This is a genomic window from Nonomuraea sp. NPDC050556, from assembly GCF_044457355.1.
In the GTDB taxonomy this organism is placed as follows: domain Bacteria; phylum Actinomycetota; class Actinomycetes; order Streptosporangiales; family Streptosporangiaceae; genus Nonomuraea.
Genome location: NZ_JBITGU010000005.1, coordinates 718081 through 735166, shown reverse-complemented (window position 1 = coordinate 735166; position 17086 = coordinate 718081). Strand labels below are relative to the sequence as shown.

General features: G+C 68.2%; 22 protein-coding genes, 1 tRNA gene and 1 pseudogene. 14 read left to right on the top strand and 10 right to left on the bottom strand.

All coding sequences use genetic code 11. The features are described from left to right. Window positions 1–16: 16 nt before the first annotated feature. On the top strand, window positions 17–655 hold the full coding sequence (locus tag ACIBG8_RS45765; protein ID WP_397349557.1) for a GNAT family N-acetyltransferase: 639 nt from the start codon (window positions 17–19) through the stop codon (window positions 653–655). Here the strand turns inward: ACIBG8_RS45765 and ACIBG8_RS45760 are convergent. Next, a complete protein-coding gene (locus tag ACIBG8_RS45760; RefSeq protein ID WP_397349556.1) occupies window positions 627–1460 on the bottom strand; it encodes a hypothetical protein in 834 nt (277 codons plus the stop codon). The two genes, ACIBG8_RS45765 and ACIBG8_RS45760, sit on opposite strands and share 29 nt — an antisense overlap. After that, window positions 1457–2098, bottom strand: coding sequence for a LysE family translocator (locus ACIBG8_RS45755; RefSeq protein WP_397349555.1), 642 nt, complete (start codon window positions 2096–2098; stop codon window positions 1457–1459). Before ACIBG8_RS45755 ends, ACIBG8_RS45760 begins: the two co-directional genes overlap by 4 nt. Window positions 2099–2158: 60 nt before the next feature. On the opposite strand from ACIBG8_RS45755, the gene ACIBG8_RS45750 reads away from it, so the two are divergent. The 6 genes and pseudogenes from ACIBG8_RS45750 (at window position 2159) to ACIBG8_RS45725 (ending at window position 5165) form a co-directional block, all read left to right on the top strand. Further along, a complete protein-coding gene (locus ACIBG8_RS45750) occupies window positions 2159–3067 on the top strand; it encodes a neutral zinc metallopeptidase (protein WP_397349554.1) in 909 nt (302 codons plus the stop codon). 27 nt (window positions 3068–3094) lie between these two features. Next, window positions 3095–3922, top strand: coding sequence for a neutral zinc metallopeptidase (locus ACIBG8_RS45745; RefSeq protein WP_397349553.1), 828 nt, complete (start codon window positions 3095–3097; stop codon window positions 3920–3922). A 36-nt stretch (window positions 3923–3958) separates the two neighbouring features. Next, window positions 3959–4255 carry a type II toxin-antitoxin system VapB family antitoxin gene (locus tag ACIBG8_RS45740; protein WP_397349552.1) on the top strand — a complete coding sequence of 99 codons (297 nt, stop codon included), beginning with the start codon at window positions 3959–3961 and terminating at the stop codon, window positions 4253–4255. A gap of 36 nt (window positions 4256–4291) precedes the next feature. After that, a pseudogene (locus ACIBG8_RS45735) lies at window positions 4292–4477 on the top strand (nitroreductase/quinone reductase family protein); the annotation flags it as partial. A 53-nt stretch (window positions 4478–4530) separates the two neighbouring features. Beyond that, entirely contained in the window at window positions 4531–4662 is a 132-nt protein-coding gene (locus ACIBG8_RS45730) for a hypothetical protein (RefSeq protein ID WP_397349758.1), read from the top strand. A gap of 80 nt (window positions 4663–4742) precedes the next feature. Continuing rightward, window positions 4743–5165, top strand: a complete 423-nt coding sequence (locus ACIBG8_RS45725; RefSeq protein ID WP_397349551.1) for a DUF6294 family protein — start codon at window positions 4743–4745, stop codon at window positions 5163–5165. Between the two features lie 41 nt (window positions 5166–5206). On the opposite strand, the gene ACIBG8_RS45720 is transcribed toward ACIBG8_RS45725, so the two are convergent. From ACIBG8_RS45720 to ACIBG8_RS45705, 4 genes are all read right to left on the bottom strand, one after another. After that, window positions 5207–5296 (bottom strand) — tRNA-Ser (locus ACIBG8_RS45720). A gap of 10 nt (window positions 5297–5306) precedes the next feature. Continuing rightward, window positions 5307–5744 (bottom strand): tRNA adenosine(34) deaminase TadA, encoded by a 438-nt coding sequence (tadA, locus tag ACIBG8_RS45715; protein ID WP_397349550.1) that lies wholly within the window; start codon window positions 5742–5744, stop codon window positions 5307–5309. 14 nt (window positions 5745–5758) lie between these two features. Further along, on the bottom strand, window positions 5759–6238 hold the full coding sequence (locus ACIBG8_RS45710) for a tRNA adenosine deaminase-associated protein (RefSeq protein ID WP_397349549.1): 480 nt from the start codon (window positions 6236–6238) through the stop codon (window positions 5759–5761). A gap of 17 nt (window positions 6239–6255) precedes the next feature. Beyond that, on the bottom strand, window positions 6256–6765 hold the full coding sequence (locus ACIBG8_RS45705; protein WP_397349548.1) for a tRNA adenosine deaminase-associated protein: 510 nt from the start codon (window positions 6763–6765) through the stop codon (window positions 6256–6258). Between the two features lie 129 nt (window positions 6766–6894). Between ACIBG8_RS45705 and upp the strand changes: the two genes are divergently transcribed. The 5 genes from upp to ACIBG8_RS45680 all read left to right on the top strand — a co-directional run bounded on the left by upp (window position 6895) and on the right by ACIBG8_RS45680 (window position 10886). Further along, complete coding sequence (gene upp / locus ACIBG8_RS45700; protein ID WP_397349547.1) at window positions 6895–7533, top strand: uracil phosphoribosyltransferase; 639 nt, start codon at window positions 6895–6897, stop codon at window positions 7531–7533. 103 nt (window positions 7534–7636) lie between these two features. Then, window positions 7637–7861 (top strand): hypothetical protein, encoded by a 225-nt coding sequence (locus ACIBG8_RS45695; RefSeq protein WP_397349546.1) that lies wholly within the window; start codon window positions 7637–7639, stop codon window positions 7859–7861. Window positions 7862–8115: 254 nt separating this feature from the next. Continuing rightward, window positions 8116–8646: a PH domain-containing protein gene (locus ACIBG8_RS45690; RefSeq protein WP_214318985.1), complete on the top strand. Its 531-nt coding sequence runs from the start codon at window positions 8116–8118 to the stop codon at window positions 8644–8646. 119 nt (window positions 8647–8765) lie between these two features. Then, window positions 8766–10106 carry a helix-turn-helix domain-containing protein gene (locus tag ACIBG8_RS45685; RefSeq protein ID WP_397349545.1) on the top strand — a complete coding sequence of 447 codons (1341 nt, stop codon included), beginning with the start codon at window positions 8766–8768 and terminating at the stop codon, window positions 10104–10106. A gap of 102 nt (window positions 10107–10208) precedes the next feature. Beyond that, window positions 10209–10886: a FadR/GntR family transcriptional regulator gene (locus ACIBG8_RS45680; protein WP_397349544.1), complete on the top strand. Its 678-nt coding sequence runs from the start codon at window positions 10209–10211 to the stop codon at window positions 10884–10886. A 215-nt stretch (window positions 10887–11101) separates the two neighbouring features. Here ACIBG8_RS45680 and dnaN read toward each other — a convergent pair whose 3' ends face one another. The 3 genes from dnaN to ACIBG8_RS45665 form a co-directional block, all read right to left on the bottom strand. After that, window positions 11102–12202: a DNA polymerase III subunit beta gene (gene dnaN / locus ACIBG8_RS45675; protein ID WP_397349543.1), complete on the bottom strand. Its 1101-nt coding sequence runs from the start codon at window positions 12200–12202 to the stop codon at window positions 11102–11104. A 125-nt stretch (window positions 12203–12327) separates the two neighbouring features. Then, window positions 12328–12993 (bottom strand): response regulator, encoded by a 666-nt coding sequence (locus tag ACIBG8_RS45670; RefSeq protein WP_397349542.1) that lies wholly within the window; start codon window positions 12991–12993, stop codon window positions 12328–12330. After that, complete coding sequence (locus tag ACIBG8_RS45665; protein ID WP_397349541.1) at window positions 12987–14414, bottom strand: histidine kinase; 1428 nt, start codon at window positions 14412–14414, stop codon at window positions 12987–12989. Before ACIBG8_RS45665 ends, ACIBG8_RS45670 begins: the two co-directional genes overlap by 7 nt. A gap of 110 nt (window positions 14415–14524) precedes the next feature. Between ACIBG8_RS45665 and ACIBG8_RS45660 the strand changes: the two genes are divergently transcribed. Both ACIBG8_RS45660 and ACIBG8_RS45655 read left to right on the top strand, forming a co-directional pair. Next, window positions 14525–15430 (top strand): ABC transporter ATP-binding protein, encoded by a 906-nt coding sequence (locus tag ACIBG8_RS45660; protein ID WP_397349540.1) that lies wholly within the window; start codon window positions 14525–14527, stop codon window positions 15428–15430. Next, window positions 15427–16161, top strand: a complete 735-nt coding sequence (locus ACIBG8_RS45655) for an ABC transporter permease (RefSeq protein WP_397349539.1) — start codon at window positions 15427–15429, stop codon at window positions 16159–16161. Before ACIBG8_RS45660 ends, ACIBG8_RS45655 begins: the two co-directional genes overlap by 4 nt. Here ACIBG8_RS45655 and ACIBG8_RS45650 read toward each other — a convergent pair. Next, window positions 16139–17047, bottom strand: coding sequence for an SMP-30/gluconolactonase/LRE family protein (locus tag ACIBG8_RS45650; protein ID WP_397349538.1), 909 nt, complete (start codon window positions 17045–17047; stop codon window positions 16139–16141). The two genes, ACIBG8_RS45655 and ACIBG8_RS45650, sit on opposite strands and share 23 nt — an antisense overlap. Window positions 17048–17086: the final 39 nt, after the last annotated feature.

Genomic DNA, 17086 nt, shown 5'->3' with positions numbered 1-17086 from the left:
TGCCAGGCAACACGGCATGACCCCTCTGGCGTTCGCCGGGCGTGTAGGAGGGTCTGTGGGGCTTGAGGTGCCTACGTTGCACGGGTCGAGGGTCCGGCTGGAGCCGCTTTCCATGGAGCACGCCGATGACCTGGCGCGGGCCGTTGAGGAGGATCGGGGCTCCTACGGGTTCACGGTGGTTCCTCACGCTGACGGGGTCAAGGAATACCTGGAGGCGCAGTTCGAGCGGGTGAACCAGGGGTTGACGCCGTTCGCGCAGGTCAGGGTCGCGGATGGCCGGGCCGTGGGGTGCACGGCGTTCTGGGATCCGCGCACCTGGCCGGGCAGGGAAGAGCTGCGGGCCATCGAGGTCGGCTGGACCTGGCTCGCCGGATCCGCGCAGGGGGCGGGGATCAATCGGGAGTCCAAGCTGCTGCTCTTCACCTACGCGTTCGAGACGCTGGGAGTGGCCAGGGTCGACCTCAAGACGGACGCACGCAACATGCGTTCCCGGCGGGCGATCGAAAAGGCGGGTGCGCAGTTCGAGGGGGTTCTGCGTAGCTGGTCCCCTTCCTGGGTTCCCGGCGAGGAAGGTCTGCTGCGCGACTCGGCCATGTATTCGGTGATCGCTCAGGAATGGCCGACCGTCAAGGAGCGGCTCGTCGCAGGCCTATAGGGGTGGATTCGGGAAATACGCCGGTCGCGAAGAGGTGGTCGCTCAGCGGGGCGGCCAGGGCTATCGCGGCTTCCGTCGCGGCGTTTCCCAAGCCGATGACAGCCAGGCGGTCGGTGGATTCCTCGATGTCCCTACGGAGCTTTTCGCCGCTCCTGGTCAGTCCGCCGGACTCGTCGAGGAGACCGCGGGCGGCCAGGCGCCGCACCGCGTCAGACCACTCCTCGTCGGTCCACGCCCGGCTCGTCTGGATCTGTTCCCTGCTGACCCGCCCCGTCGCGACGTGCGTGACGCCCGCCTCCAGCCCGCTCAGCCCGTGGTGGACCACCGCCATCACGTGCCCGTCGCCCCGGTGCTCGCGCAACACGGTGGCGGCCAGCCACAACCGCGCCACCGGATCCTCAGGACGCGGTACGGACGACCAGCCGGCAGCCAGCGCCCGCCCTTCGAAGGAACATCCCTCGATCGCGTCCTCCAGCAGCTCGGTCAGCGGCGACGGGTCCAGGCCGGGAAGTGCCCTGCGCAGGATCGCGGCCCCAGCGGCGAGCCGGGCGGAGACGACGTCCGCCGGCGAGGAGAAGCTCCAGGCGTCGGGCAGGGCCCTGGCGATCCTGCGCCGCGAGAAGGCGAAGAAGAGCGCGTGTCCCGTAGAAGCGTCCACCGAGCCGACGGGAGCGACCCGCCCGGCCACGTAACCCATCCAGAACCCCTTCAACCCGGCGACAGCCGAGCCCTCCGGGTTGAAGTAGATGACGCCGTGCAGCGGCTCGATCGCCGCCCACAACCGCCGGGCGAGCGCGGGGTTCACGTGGTCACCAGCGCCTTGGACCGGTCGGTCGCCAGGTGGATCGCCATGACGCCCAGGACGCTGCCCATGAAGTAGCGCTGCACCCGCAGCCACACGGGACGGCTGGCCAGGAACACGGCCAGCGTCCCGGCCGACATCGCGATCAGCGCGTTGACCAGCGTCCCGATGGCGATCTGCACGGAGCCGAGCGCGAGGCTCTGCAGCAGCACGTGCCCGGCCGCCGGGTCGATGAACTGCGGCAGCAGCGACAGGTAGAGGATCGCGATCTTCGGGTTCAGCAGGCACGTCAGCAGCCCGAGCGAGAACAGCTTGCGCGGCGACTCGGGCTCCAGGTCGCGCACCTCGAAGGCGGACGTCCCGCCGGGCCGGAAGGCGTTCCACGCCATCCACAGCAGGTAGCCGGCACCGGCCAGCTTCAGCGCCGTGTACACGGGCGGCACCAGGGCGAAGATCGCGGTCAGCCCCAGGCAGGTCGCGGTGAGGTAGATGGTGAACCCCAGGGCCACCCCGCACAGCGCGACGAGTCCCGCGCGGCGACCCTGCGTGATCGAACGGGAGACCAGATAGATCATGTTCGGCCCCGGCGTGAGCACCATACCCAGCGAAACCAGAGCAATTCCCAACAAACCAGCCGTCATGCCGCCAGAGTAGAGCAGTCACTATGCGTAGCAATGCGATTACAGGGGCAGATCTCTGGAATGCAGTTCGACGACGATGCCCAGCTCGACCCGTCCCAGGTAGAGGACGTGCGCGCGGGCGGGACGCCGCCCAGGCGCGGCGGGAGCATGATCCCCGGCGGCGCCAAGGGCGGCGGCTGCCTCCTGCTCGTGCTGGGGATCGCGGCGCTGTTCCTCTTCAAGGTCGTGCCCACGCCGTTCACGGACGGGCAGGGCGGCGGCCAGAACGTCCCGAGCCCGGCCGCGACCGCCAACCTCGCCGACAGCTGCACGACCGGCGCGGAGGCCAACCAGTCGGAGAAGTGCCGGATGGTCGGCGTCGTCAACAGCATCCAGTCCTACTGGAAGCAGGCGTTCGCCGAACGCGGGAGCAAGCCGTACAGCCCCGCCAAGACCGTCCTGTTCTCCAACGCGATCAACACCGCCTGCGGCGCGGCGGACTCCGCTGTCGGGCCGTTCTACTGTCCTGGCGACCGCAAGGTCTACCTGGACCTGACGTTCTTCCAGACCCTGGAGCGCGACTTCGGCGCGAAGGGCGGGCCGGCCGCGCAGGCTTACGTCGTGGCTCACGAGTACGGTCACCACGTGCAGAACCTGCTCGGCACGATGAACCGGGTAGGCAACTCCCGCCAGGGCGCCACCAGCGGAGCCGTACGCCTCGAGCTCCAGGCGGACTGCTACGCCGGTGTCTGGGCCAACAACGCGGTCAAGACCGGCTTCTACGCGCAGCCGTTCAGCCAGACCGACATCGACGAGGCGCTCAGCGCCGCCGCAGCGGTGGGCGACGACAGCATCCAGAAACGCGTCCAGGGACGGGTGCAGCCCGACGGTTTCACCCACGGCACCTCCGCCCAGCGCGAGAAATGGTTCACCGTCGGGTACCAATACGGGGATCCGAAACGCTGCGACACCTTCTCTGGCAGCATTTAGCCGCCATTCTCGGGCAGCAGAGCCCGCATGGACTTCAGGGACGATGCGGAGCTCGACACCTCACAGGTTGAGGACAGAGGCGGACGCGGCGGCGGCTTCCCGGGGGGCGGCATCGCCATCGGCGGCGGCATCACCGGGATCATCGCGCTCATCGTGGCGCTGGTCTTCGGCGGCGGCCTGGGCGGGGGTGGTTCGGAACCCGCCGGGATCCAACCCACCACGAACCTCGCTCAAGACTGCAAGACGGGCAAGGACGCCGAGCAGTCGGAGAAGTGCATGGTCGTCGCCGTCGTCAACAGCATCCAGGACTACTGGGACGGCGTGATCCCCGAGTACCAGCCCGCCAAGACCACCCTCTTCAGCGGCGGCGTCCAGACCGGCTGCGGCGCGGCGGACTCCTCGGTCGGCCCGTTCTACTGCCCCAACGACCAGCGCGTCTACCTGGACCTGAGCTTCTTCAAGCAGCTGCAGAGCCAGTTCGGGGCCCAGGGCGGCCCGTTCGCCGAGGCGTACGTGATCGCTCATGAGTACGGTCACCACGTCCAGAACCTCAAGGGCGCGCTCTCGGGCGGCAACTCCGTCGGCACCGAGCTCCAGGCCGACTGCCTCGCCGGCATCTGGGCCAACCACGCCGTGGAAACCAAGCTCTACGAGAAGCCCTTCACCGAGGCCGAGATCGCGCAGGCGCTCGACGCCGCGGCGGCGGTCGGCGACGACCGGATCCAGAAGCGCACCCAGGGCAGGGTGGACCCGGACTCCTTCACCCACGGCTCGTCGGAGCAGCGCATCCACGCCTTCCAGACCGGTTACGGAAGCGGAGACACGCAGCGTTGCAGCCCCGCTGAACTGCAGTAAGCACGAGGAAGCGGAATCTCTCCTAAAATCGGTGGGGTGATTTTCAAGTTGGTCGGCGACGGACGCCCCTATCCCGAACATGGTCTGACGCACCGAGAGTGGGCGCAGATACCTCCGAGGCAGGTCCGGCTCGACTCGCTGGTCACCACCAAGGCCATGCTGGACCTGCATTCGCTGCTCGCTGCGGACTCCACCTTCTACGGGGACCTGTTCCCCCACGTGGTGCAGTGGCGCGGCGAGCTCTACCTGGAGGACGGCCTGCACAGGGCGCTGAGGTCGGCGCTCCATCAACGCTCGATCCTGCACGCGAGAGTGCTCGAACTCCCGAACTGACCCGCATGAACAGCTGACCGCGAGAAAGCGGTCAGCATGGCTGACACGACGCCCGATCCCCGACAGCCGCGACGCTACCGGCCGAGCCGCGGCCGCCAGATAGCCGATGCGGTCATCGGCGTGCTCATCCGAGCAGGCCTGGTCCCCCACTCCTACCTGCTGACCACCCGTGGCCGGAAGACCGGCCGCCCGCGCACGACCCCGGTGACCGTCGTCGAGCGCGACGGCCGCCGCTGTTCACCATCAGAGAGGTCGCTCCCGAGGAGGCCGGCCCGGTGCTCAAGCGCTACGTCGCCATCGCCGCCGCGACCCGCCCCTACTTCCGGGCCGCCAAGGACTCCCCGGTGGCGGAGTTCGTCGCGGAAGCACACGACCACCCGGGCTTCGAGCTCCTGCATCCCGCTTGAGTAGGGCCTACTCAAGCGCAGTGCAATGCCCGCGGCGGATCCTGCTCCCAGGAAGGCATTCCATGGGAGGGGAGAACGAAATGAGAGGCATCAGAAGGGCGATGGCCATGGCGGCGGCAGCAGGCGTCGTCATCGCCGGACTCGCGCTGCCGGCGGACGCGTCCACCACCGCCTACAAGCGGTACTCGTGGAACAAGTCCTTCAGGGTCGGCGACTGCTGGATGTACGGCGGGGCGTCCTGGACCCTGTACCCGGACGGCACGGCCGACTTCGACGGCCGCCTGTTCAGCGTCGACGACGACGACGCCTGGCTGATGTGGGCGCATCTCAAGGATGCCAGCGGGGCCATCCTGGAGGACGTGCAGGTGTCCGGAAGCACCAGCACGAAGTTCGTCAAGAACATCCCCGCCGAGGCGCAGACGTACAGATGGTTCGCCAAGGGGCACTTCAACCCCGCCCTGTACCCGCTCATCAAGGGCATGTCGCTGTCGAACCACTGCTGAAAACACGAAGAGCCTCTGACATGGTCAGAGGCTCTTCCGCGTGGCGGTGGTGGTGGGATTTGAACCCACGGATGAGTTGCCCCATCACACGCTTTCGAGGCGTGCGCGCTCGGCCACTACGCGACACCACCGTGGAGCAGCTTACCGGATCCGGCGAGTACCGAAGAACTCCTTAAGGACCGCACCGCACTCCTCGGCCAGCACCCCGGAGACGACCTCCGGCCGATGGTTGAGCCGCCGGTCCCTGACCACGTCCCACAGCGACCCCACCGCCCCGGCCTTCGGATCGGCTGCGCCGTACACGATCCTGCCGACCCGGGCCAGGACGGCCGCGCCCGCGCACATCGTGCAGGGCTCCAGCGTCACCACCAGCGTGCAGCCGCTCAGCCGCCAGGAGCCCAGCGAGAACGCGGCAGCGCGCAGGGCGAGGACCTCGGCGTGCGCGGTGGGATCCGACGCCGCCTCGCGGTCGTTGCCCGCCGCTGCCATCAGGTCGCCAGACTCGCTGACCACGACGGCGCCGACCGGCACCTCGCCCTTGTCCGCGGCGGATCGGGCGAAGGAGAGCGCGACCCGCATGAAGGAGGTGTACATCACCTGAGCCGGTCGAGTTCGTCGGCGAACCCGAGTTTCTCGGCGATCACCGACAGGATGTCGGCGGGCAGCACGCCTTCCTCCATGGACAGTTCGAGCAGCTCCTCCGAGCTCATCCCGAGGTCGCCGAGCAGCTCGAAGTCGCCTGCCGGCCGTACGCCGAGGTCACCGTTCTCCTTGTCGGGCGCGACGCCGGCGAACTCGGCGAACAGCTCGCCCAGCACGTCGGACATCACCGCGTGCGCGTCGGAGAGGAACACGCGCGGTTCGAAGTCGCCCATGTAGCGGGCGATGGAGAACCATTCGTCCTCCACCTCCACGCACAGCAGGGCCAGCTCGTCACCCGTCAGGCCGAGGCTCTCCTGTACGGCGTCGCCGAGATCGTCGACGATCTCGGCGCTGCTCAGATCGACCTCCGCGCCACTCCAACCGTCAGGTGTCCTGACGAACGCTGCCGAGAAAATAGCGCTGGAGGCCATGCCAGTGCTCCCGAGAGTCAGCCGAAGACCGATTCGATTGCGCGTTCAAAGGGCTCGGAGAACCCGAGCCGTGCGGCGATGCTGGACAGCACGTCCTCGGGCAGCAGGTCGATGTCGCCGGACAGGATGCCCAGCTCCATCTCGTCGAGCCCCAGGTCCACGAAGATCGACAGGTCTCCCGCCGGGAGCACCGTCTCCTCGTCCTGAAGGATCTCGTCGAGCTCGTCCTCGTCGGGGATCGGCACGTCGAGATACTCCAGCACCTGCTGTGCCAGCGGGAAGTCGAGTGCGGCGGCGATGTCCGAAAGGAAGACATCGACCCGTTCACCCAGCACCCGCAGCGCCACGAAGAACTCATCCCCCACGGCGATCAGGCCAATCGTGCCGCTCTCGCTCGGCTGCTGACGAAGGGCATGAATCAGCCCGTGGAGATCAGAAGTGAGTGCGACGGGCATGAGGTCGGCGTTCCAACACTCATCCTCGCGGTAGACCACGATGGCGAAGTCGAGCGCGTCCTGGTCTGACATCAGTCCCCCTCTACCGGGCTCCAATGGTTCCAGAACCGCACACCGAGCGTGGGCTGCTCCGACCAAATTGTGATCAAATCCAAGTACGCGGCGTGCCGGTACCTACCAGACAAGATAGCGTTATCCCTTATGGAGACCCTCGTCGTCGACCATCCCCTCGTGGCTCACAAGCTGACCGCGCTGCGGGATGTCCGCACCGATTCACCGACCTTCCGCAGACTCGCGGACGAGTTGGTGACTCTGCTGGCCTATGAGGCCACGCGCGACGTCCGGGTCACGGACGTGACCGTCCAGACTCCGGTGGCCGAGGCCCACGGCGTACGGCTGGCCCGCCCGACCCCGCTGGTGGTGCCGATCCTGCGCGCCGGGCTCGGCATGCTCGACGGCATGACGCGGCTGCTGCCGACGGCCGAGGTGGGATTCCTCGGCATGATCCGCAACGAGTCGACGCTGCAGGCCGAGACCTACGCGACCCGGCTGCCCGACGACCTGTCCGGGCGCCAGTGCTACGTGGTCGACCCGATGCTGGCCACCGGGGGCACGCTCGCCGCCGCCATCCAGTTCCTGTTCGACCGGGGCGCGATCGACGTCACCGCCATCTGCCTGCTGGCCGCGCCCGAGGGCCTGGCCTACATGGACAAGGTGTTCGCCAACTCGGGCAAGCCCATCCGCGTCGTCACCGCGGCGCTCGACGAGCGGCTCAACGAGAACGGCTACATCGTGCCTGGACTGGGCGACGCGGGAGACCGTCTCTACGGCGTCGTCTGAGCAAGACTTTCCCTCACGCAGGCTCAGCTCTTCGTTACATAATGTAGTTGTGCGGGTACGAAGAGTAATGACAGCATCACATGAGCGAGCGAAGAGGGTTCCGGTGAGCGAGTCGAACGAGGCGGAAGCGAGCCCGTACGCGGAGGTGGAGACGGCGCTGCGCGACGAGTTCGCCGGTGTCCATTCCGCCACGACCGTCACTCGGTGCGTCGAGGCGGCGCACTATGGGGCGCTTGAGGTCACCGGATACGCGCCGCCCGGCCTGGTCGAGCGGATCGCGCGCAAGCACCTTCACGTGCTGGCTCTCGTCGCGAGCGAACGCGGCTAAACAAGATCAGAACTAACCGGCGTAGTTACGCTTTACCCGGCCACTCGGGTGGGTAATGTATACGGCGGGTGTAGTGGGTATGGGGTATCGGAGGCGACAGTGCAGGTCAAAAAGGTCCTCACATACGGTGGTATCGCATTTGTTGCGTACTACCTGTTCGCGCGACCAGCTGACGCCGCTGACGCGGTAAGAGGCGCGATCGACACGGTGTTCAACGCAGCAGACTCTCTGGCGCAATTTGTGAACAGCATCGCATGAGACTTGTGACCCACGGGGACTCTGCTCCGTCGTCGGTCAACCGTTACCTACTCCCCCACGAACACCAGGTCATCATGGTACGGCGTCACCCAGCCGTGCTGCTGCGTCCGGTCGCCGAGGTCTTCGGCGGCCTGATCATCGCAGGTCTCCTCAGCAAGTTCTTCGGCGACAAGGGCGGGGGTACCGCCCTTGTCGTCGTGTGGTGGCTGTGGCTGCTGTTGCTCATCCGCTTCGTGTGGAAGGTCGCCGAGTGGTCCGTGGACTACTTCGTGGTGACCTCCAAGCGCATGCTGCTGACCACGGGGCTCATCACGCGCAAGGTCGCGATGATGCCCCTGCAGAAGGTCACGGACATGAGCTTCCAGCGCTCGCTGCTCGGACGCATGCTGGGTTACGGCGAGTTCATCCTCGAGTCGGCCGGTCAGGATCAGGCACTCTCGACGGTCGAGTACATTCCGTATCCGGAGACGCTCTATCTAGAGGTCTGCCAGATGCTTTTCCCCAGCAAGGACGAAGGGGATGATTAACCCCCATACGCCCTTCGTGTAGAGACTTGTTACCTGGATTCTTCAGGTGGGGATACCCGTTTCGGCTGCTTCATGCAATCATGACGAGATGTTGACCCTTCCCCGCCTTGAGAGATGAGATGCCGAGTCAGGGAACCATCGGTGACCGCGTCCGTGGACTGCGGCTGAACAGGCGGATGTCCCAGGCCCAGTTGGCCGGCCCCGACCTGTCTGACAGTTATGTCTCCCTCATCGAGTCAGGCAAGCGCACGCCCACGCCGGTCGTCGCCCGCCTGCTCGCCGAGAGGCTGGGTTGCACGACCGAGTTCCTTCTTCACGGCATCGAGCCGCGTCAGCGTATCGACACCGAACTCGGCCTGCGCCATGCGGAACTCGAGCTGCGTCACGGCGACCCGTCCGTTGCAGCCGACCGCTTCACCGAGATCGTCAAGGCGGCCGGCGAGGAGAACGCCATGCTCGCCGCGCACGCGCGGCTGGGCAGGGCCCGCTCCCTCGAGGCGCAGGGCAGGCTCGGCCAGGCGGTCGAGGCCTTCGAGCGCCTGCGCAGGGAGGCCGCCGCGCACCCCGAGCGGCTCGCCGACCTGCCGCTGACCGTGGCGCTCGCGCGCTGCTACCAGCGTGCCGGCGACCGGCTGCGCGCCCGTGACCTGGGCGCCGTCGCGCTCGAGCAGGCCACACGGTTGTCCATCGTCCAGGGCGAGATCGCCGTCGACCTGGCCGCCGCTCTGGTCGAGATGCGCGGTGACCGCGAGGGCGACTCGGCGGAGCTCGCGTACGTACGCCAGGTGCTTTCCGGCGGGGTCCCTGAGGTTGTGGACCGTTCCGGAGAGATCCACGCGCTGTGGCAGGCGAGCATCGTCGCCGCCGCAGGCGAGGACTCTGCGCTGGCCGTACGGCTGGCCGACGACGCCATCGCCGCGGGCAGGTCGGGCCGCCAGGCGCGCCAGCTCGCACGTGCCGCCATGGGCTGGGCCAGGCTCGAGCTCGCACCCGCTGACGAGGCAGAACAGCTCGTCGTCGCTGCGGGCCGCGTCTTCTCAGTTCTGCCCGACGCCACGCACGAGCACGGCGAGAGCATGATCGCGCACGCCAGGGTCAAGCTGCGCGCGGACGAGCCGCGGGCGGCGGGCGAGCTGGCCGAGGCGGCTCTGGAGCTGCTTCATGGAGCTCCAGGAACGGTCCCGGCGGCCGCGCACCTCGTGCTCGCCAGGTCCGCGATGGCGCTCGGCGACGAGCCTCGTGCCCACCTGGACACGGCTCGCGAGCTGCTGTCCGCGCTCAACGGTCCGGTGTTCGGGTCGGACAGGCTGGCGGCCGCGTCATGGCGCGAGCTCGGCGACCTGTACGGCAAGGCCGGCGCGCAGCGCGAGCAGACCGCGGCGTATCGTAGGGCGCTCGAGGCAGCGGGTGTCCGTTCGGCCATGGCCGGGGTAACGGTCGAGTCCACGGTGTCACAGTAAATTCTTCCGGGAGCTCCAGATTTGTCTTTTGGCGTCTGGAATAATTAGGGTCTACCAGTCATTGACTCATAGGATGATTGGTTTCCCCGGAGGAGGCGGACTGTGAGTCTGCGTACGGCGCAGCGGGCTTCGCTCGTCGACCAGGTGATCGATCAGCTCAAGGAGCAGATCACCACCGCGTCATGGCCGATGAACGCCAAGATCCCCACAGAGACCGTGCTCGCCGAGCAGCTGGGCGTGGGCCGCAACACCGTGCGCGAAGCGGTGCGCGCGCTCACGCACGCCGGGCTGCTGGAGTGCAGGCAGGGCGACGGCACTTACGTGCGCGCCACGAGCGAGCTGTCCGGCGCGATGTTGCGCCGGCTCCGCCAGGCCGAGCAGCTCGAGATCCTCGAGGTGCGGCGGGCGCTGGAGGTCGAGTCGGCTCGGCTGGCCGCGACCAGGCGCAACGACGACGACATCCTGCGCATCGAGGCGGCGCTGGCCGCACGCGACCGCGCCTGGGAGTCTGGGACGGCCGAGGAGTTCGTCGAGGCCGACCTGGCGTTCCACGTGGCTGTGGTCTACGCGACGCACAACCTGGTGCTCATCGACCTTTACGAGGACTTCTCGGCGGCGCTCCGGGCGAGCATCACGGCTGCTGGGACGTCGCTGAACAAGAGCTACATCCCGCACGACGCGATCGCCCGCGCCATCGCGGCGGGCGACGCTACCGCCGCCGAGCGGGCGGGGCACGCGTGCATGGAGCACATCCTCATCGCGCTGACCGAGCAGGTCTGAGATCTTTTTACGGCGAAGCCGTGAACAGCCCAGCCACCGTTGGTGGCTGGGCTCTTTTTAGGGACACAGCCGACGAGCGTGCACATTAACCGCCGTTACGCCCGCACGGTCACCGCCGAGATGTAGCGGTGGCCGGTCACGTGGGCCTGGAGTGGCGTGGGCAGATGGAGCCCAGCCACGGTCTCCCTCGGCTCCGCCGTACCCCTCTTCGTGGGTCAGGCCGGTCGGCGGAGGGACATCAGCAGGTAGCGGAAGGCCGGGTCGGCGTCGCCGGTCACCTCGGTGATCATGGCCGGGCGGCTCGGGCCCTCCATGTTGAGGCGCACGAACTCCGTCTCCACCCCCGCCAGCCCGTCCAGCAGCCACTGGGACTGGAACGCGATCTGGATGTCGTCGCCGCGCAGCTCGCACTCCAGCGACTCCGCCCCGCGCCCGATGTCGCCGCCACCCGCCTGGACCAGCAGCTGCCCCTGCGAGAACGACAGCCGGATCGCCGTGTTGCGCTCGGCCACCAGCGCCACCCGCTTGATCGCGTCGATGAGCGGCGCCACCCGGACGTCTGCCTTGATCGACCAGTCGTGGGTGAGCCGCGCGCGGTAGTCGATGAACTGCTCGTCGAGCAGGCGCACGGTCGTCCTGCGCCCGATGCTCTCGAAGCCCGCCACCCCGTCGCCCATCGCGACGGACACCTCGCCGCCGCGCATCGACTTGGCGATCTCCACCATCACCCTGGCCGGGATCATCACCGACACGGCGACGTCCGGGCTCTCCGGGCGCCAGGTGAAGTCGCGCGCGCCGATCCGGTAGCGGTCGGTCGCGGCCATCGCCACGCCCTCGCCGTCGATGTCGACGCGGATGCCGGTGAGCATCGGCAGCGTGTCGTCGCGGCTGGCCGCCGGGGCCACCTGGGTGACGGCGGAGGCGAACACGCCGCCGCCGATCGCGCCGATGGCCGGTGGCATCTGCGGGAGGGTCGGGAAGTCTTCGACCGGCATGGTGATCAGGCCGAACTCGGCGCTTCCACACGTCAGGACGGCTTCCGCGCCCTCGGTGACGATCTCCACGGTGTCGGCCGGCAGGCTGCGGGTGATCTCGGCGAGGAGGCGGCCAGGGATGAGCACGCTGCCCGGCTCCGCCACGTCGGCCTCGACGCTCGCCTGGGCGGAGACGTCGTAGTCGAAGGCGGACAGGGTCAGGTCTTCTCCGGCCTCAAGGAGCAGCCCGGCGAGCACGGGGACCACAGGTCGGCTGGGCAGGACTCTGGCCGCCCACGCCACCGCGTCTGCAAGAACATCCCGGTTGACCCGAATCTTCACCTGAAAACACCTCCATGGCAAAAGGTAGCCTGCCCGACCGACAGAACCACCACCCGTCACCCCCGACCCCGCCCACGGACCCCGGGGACCAGGACTCGGAACACCTGAAGAGCTCTAAGAGACGGTCAGGAGGATCGTCGGGCGGCGTTCAGGTAGGTCAGGACGGCGAGGACGCGGCGGTTGTCGTCGTCGGAGGGGGCGAGGTCGAGCTTGGCGAAGATGTTCGCGGTGTGCTTGGCCACCGCGCTGTCGCTCAGGAAGAGCCGCTGGGAGATCGCCGCGTTGGACCGTCCCTCGGCCATCGCCTCCAGGACCTCGCGTTCACGCGGGGTCAACCGCGCGAGAGGTTCGTGGCGGGCCGTGCTCGCCAGCAGCTTGGCGATCACCTCGGGGTCCATCATCGTCCCGCCGGACGCGACCCGGCGCACCGCGTCGATGAACTGCTCCGCGTTGAACACCCGGTCCTTGAGCAGGTACCCGATCGCCCCCGACCCGTCCGCGAGCAGCTCGCGCGCGTAAAGCTGCTCCACGTGCTGCGACAGCACGAGGATCGGCAGCCCAGGCACCTCCTTACGCGCCTGCAGAGCAGCCTGGAGCCCCTCGTCGGTGAACGTCGGCGGCAGCCGTACGTCCACGATGGACACGTCAGGACGGAGCTCCAGCAGCGCCTTCTGCAGCTCGGGCCCGCTCTCCACGGCGGCCACGACGGTGAACCCGTGCGCCTGCAGCAGGTGGACCAGGCCGTCCCTGAGCAGGTAGAGGTCTTCGGCGATCAGAACACGATTCAGCATCGGGTCAACCATAGGCGGGTGGGACCGGCCTCAGCCATCCACCGCTCCCGCGAGTGCTGGATCGGCAGGTACATGGCTATGCCGTACATGGCCATCCCAAGGATGATATTTCCGATAATGGCGGGCCACTGCCACGCCTCAGGCAGGTAGAGGGCGTAGAACCACGACCGCTCGGACAGGTCGAGCGCCTTGAAGACCGCCGTGACGATCCCCTGCGGGAAGAGCGGCAACCAGGCCAGCCCCCAGCAGAACACCACGATCGAGCTCTTCCACAACGGCATCCGCCGCAGCACGCCCCCGCGCGCGTCCGGCAGCACGCCGGGAATGAACATGCTGACCGTCGTGGGCCCGCCGGGCGGGCTCGACAGCGCGATCAGGCCGTCGAACGCGGCCAGCCGCCGCTCGATGCCGTGCAGCCCGCTCCCCTTGGACGGATCGGCGCCGCCCATGCCGTCGTCGGTGACGACGATCGTGAGGTCCTTGCCGTTACCGCTGATGTCGACGGTGGCCTGCTCGGCGCCGCCGTGCCTGGCGGCGTTCGACAGCAGCTCGCTGACCGAGAAGTACACGGCCGCCTCCACCGGCGACTCCGGCCGGTGCGGCAGGTCCACCTCGACGCTGACCCGCAGCGGGCTGTCCAGGGCCATGGCCCGTACGGCGTCGCCGAGCCCTCGCTCGGCGAGCACGGGCGGGTGGATGCCGCGCACCACCCGGCGCAGCTCGGTGAGCGCGTCGGCGGACACCTCCCTGGCCTTGCCGACCAGCGCCTTGGCGGCCGCCGGGTTGTCCTCGATGAGCTGCTCGACCGCGCCGAGCGTCATGCCCAGCGCGACCAGCCTGGCCTGGGCGCCGTCGTGCAGGTCGCGCTCGATCCTGCGCATCTCGGCGGCCTGCGAGTCGATGGTGTCGCTGCGCACCTGGGTGAGCCTGCGCACCTGCCCGGCCAGCCTGACGCTGGCCGTGGGCGCGAGCAGGAGCGCGCACCAGCGGCCGTAGACGCGCAGGGCGTACGGCGCGAGCAGTACCAGGATGACCGGCTTCACCAGCGGGTCGAGGAACAGCCACAGCAGGTCGCGCCACGTGGCCGGGTCGCCGAACAGCCACTTCCACCTGGCGTTCCACTCGGGGATGCGCGGCGTCTTGTAGAGCGTGCGGTCGGAGCGGTACCACCCGTCGGCCATCGGCACCGCACGCGGCGGCATCGGCCGGTAGGGCGCCGGGATCTCCACGCCGCACCACTCGCCCGCCAGTCTGCGGGTGAGCCCGGTGAGCCGCCTGACGAGCCGGACCATGGGCGGGAAGAGCGGGACCGCGCCGAGTCCGAAGGACAGCAGGACGGTGAGAAAGGCCAGGACGATGACGGGGAGCTCGACAAAAAGCAGGGCGAGCAACGCCAAACCCTGACCAACCTTCCGCAACATGCCCTCCAGTGTGCGTGAAGGAAACGCCTCAGCACACTGCACCTAGGTACACCCCAGGAGTGCACGCAGCCGGATTCCGGCAAAACGCCAAGATTTCTAACGTTGTCGGCATGAAGGTCATCGAGGTCAGCAACCTCCACAAGCGGTACGGCGAGCAGGTCGCGGTGGAAGACGTGTCGTTCGCCATCGACGAAGGCGAGATCTTCGGCGTCCTCGGCCCCAACGGCGCGGGCAAGACCACGACGGTCGAGTGCCTGGCCGGGCTGCGCGTCCCGGACGGCGGCACGATCCGCGTCGGCGGGCTCGACCCCCGCACCGACCGCGACGCGGTCAGGAGCATGGTCGGTGTGCAGCTCCAGAGCGCCGTGCTCCCCGACAAGATCAAGGTGTGGGAGGCGCTGGACCTCTACGCCTCCTTCTACGAGAACCCGTCCGACTGGCGCGAGCTGCTGCGCAAGGTCGGCCTGGAGGAGAAGCGCGACACCGCCTTCGCCAAGCTCTCCGGCGGCCAGCGTCAGCGGCTGTCCGTGGCGCTGGCGCTCGTCGGCCGCCCACGGGTCGCCATCCTCGACGAGCTCACCACCGGCCTCGACCCGCAGGCCCGCAGGGACGCGTGGGAGCTGGTCGAGCAGGTGCGCGACTCCGGCGTCACGATCGTGCTCGTCACGCACTTCATGGAAGAGGCGGAACGGCTCTGCGACCGCGTCGCGCTCATCGACGGCGGCCGCGTCGTCGCCACCGACACGCCCGCCGGGCTCGTCGCGCAGGTGGCGAGCGAGCAGCGGCTGCGCTTCCGCCCCTCCGCCCCCGTGTCCGACGACGTGCTGCTCGCCCTGCCCGGAGTGATCTCCGTCAGCCGCACCGGCGACCAGATCACCGTCGAGGGCACGGGCAACCTGCCGCACGTGGTCACCATCGGCCTGTCCCAGCACGACGTCATCGCCACCGACCTGCGCATCGAGCAGACGACGCTCGACGACGCCTTCCTCGCGCTCACCGGAAAGAGGCTCGCATGAAGAAGATCCTGGCCGTCGAGGCCAAGCTGCACCTGCGCGAGTGGCCGTCCCTGGCCTTCACCATCGGGTTGCCGCTGATCCTGCTCCTGGTCATCGGGAGCATCCCCGACCTGTCCAAGGCCGATCCGCAGCTCGGGGGCGAGCGGTTCGTCGACACCCAGTTGCCGTCGCAGATGGTGTTGCTCGCGCTGATGACGCTGTCGTTCAGCGTGCTGCCCGCCGTACTCGCCACCTATCGGCAGCAGGGCGTGCTCAGGCGCATGTCGACCACGCCGGTGCATCCCAGCAGGCTGCTCGCCGCCCAGCTGGTGATCAACCTGGCGGTGGGGGTCGTCTCGGCCCTGATCCTGGTCGTCATGGGTCACCTGGTGCTCGGTTCCCGCCTGCCCGGCCAGATCTTCGGCTTCGTCCTGGTCTTCCTGCTCGGTACGGCTGCGCTGCTGGCGCTCGGCCTGGTCGTGGCCTCCGTCGCGCCCAACGGGAAGGTCGCGCCGGCGATCGGCTCGATCATCATGTTCCCGCTGCTGTTCGTGGCCGGCATGTGGATCCCGCGCGACATCATGCCCGCCGCGCTGAAGACCATCAGCGACTACTCCGTCGCCGGCCCGTTCGCTCAGGCGCTGCGCGACACCTGGGCCGGGCACGCGCCGCAGGTGTCGAGCATCGTGGTCATGGTCGTCGGGCTGCTGGTCTTCGGCGGGCTCGCGGTCAAGCTGTTCCGCTGGGAGTAGGGGCTCCGGTGACGTTGAGCATGAGCGTGTACAGGCTGGTGTTGGCGGCGATGAAGAGCCGGTTGCGCTTGAGCCCGCCGAAGGTCAGGTTGGCGACGGCCTCGGGCATCACCAGCCTGCCGATCAGCGTGCCGTCGGGGTCGTAGCAGTGGACCTGCCTGCCGTACGCGGCCCAGATCCTGCCGGTGTCGTCGAGCCTGAGTCCGTCGTACTTGCCGTCGCCAGGTCCCTCGCAGAAGATCCGGTCGCCGTCGAGCGTGCCGTCCTTGTGCACGTCGAAGACCCTGATGTGGTTGGCGCGGGTGTCGGCGACGTAGAGCAGGCTCTCGTCCAGGGAGAAGGCCAGGCCGTTGGGGCGGACGAAGCCGTCGGCGACCTTGGTGACCTCCCCGTCGAGGACGCGGTAGACGTGGCAGCCGTCGATCTCCTGCTCGGCCTTGACGCCCTCGTAGTTGCTGGTGATCCCGTAGGGCGGGTCGGTGAACCAGATCGAGCCGTCGGAGTGCTCAACCAGGTCGTTGGGGCTGTTGAACCGCTTGCCCTCCCACCTGTCGGCCAGGACGGTGATCGAGCCGTCGTGCTCGGTGCGGGTGACCCGCCTGTTTCCCTGCTCGCAGGAGATCAGGCGGCCCTGGCGGTCGCGGGAGTTGCCGTTGGTGTAGCCGGACGGCTGGCGGAACGGGCCGACGTGGCCGGTCATCTCGTCCCAGCGCAACATCCGCTCGTTGGGGATGTCGCTCCAGACGAGGTAGCGGCCGGCCGGGAAGTACACCGGCCCCTCGGCCCAGCGTGAGCCCCTGAAGAGGCGCTCCATGTCGTCGTCGCCGCCGATGCCGTCGAAGCGCTCGTCGAACGCTTCGAACGTCGCGGGGATGTAGTCCGTCATATCATTAGGTTATACCGCTTCTTTGCCTGATAGTGTTAG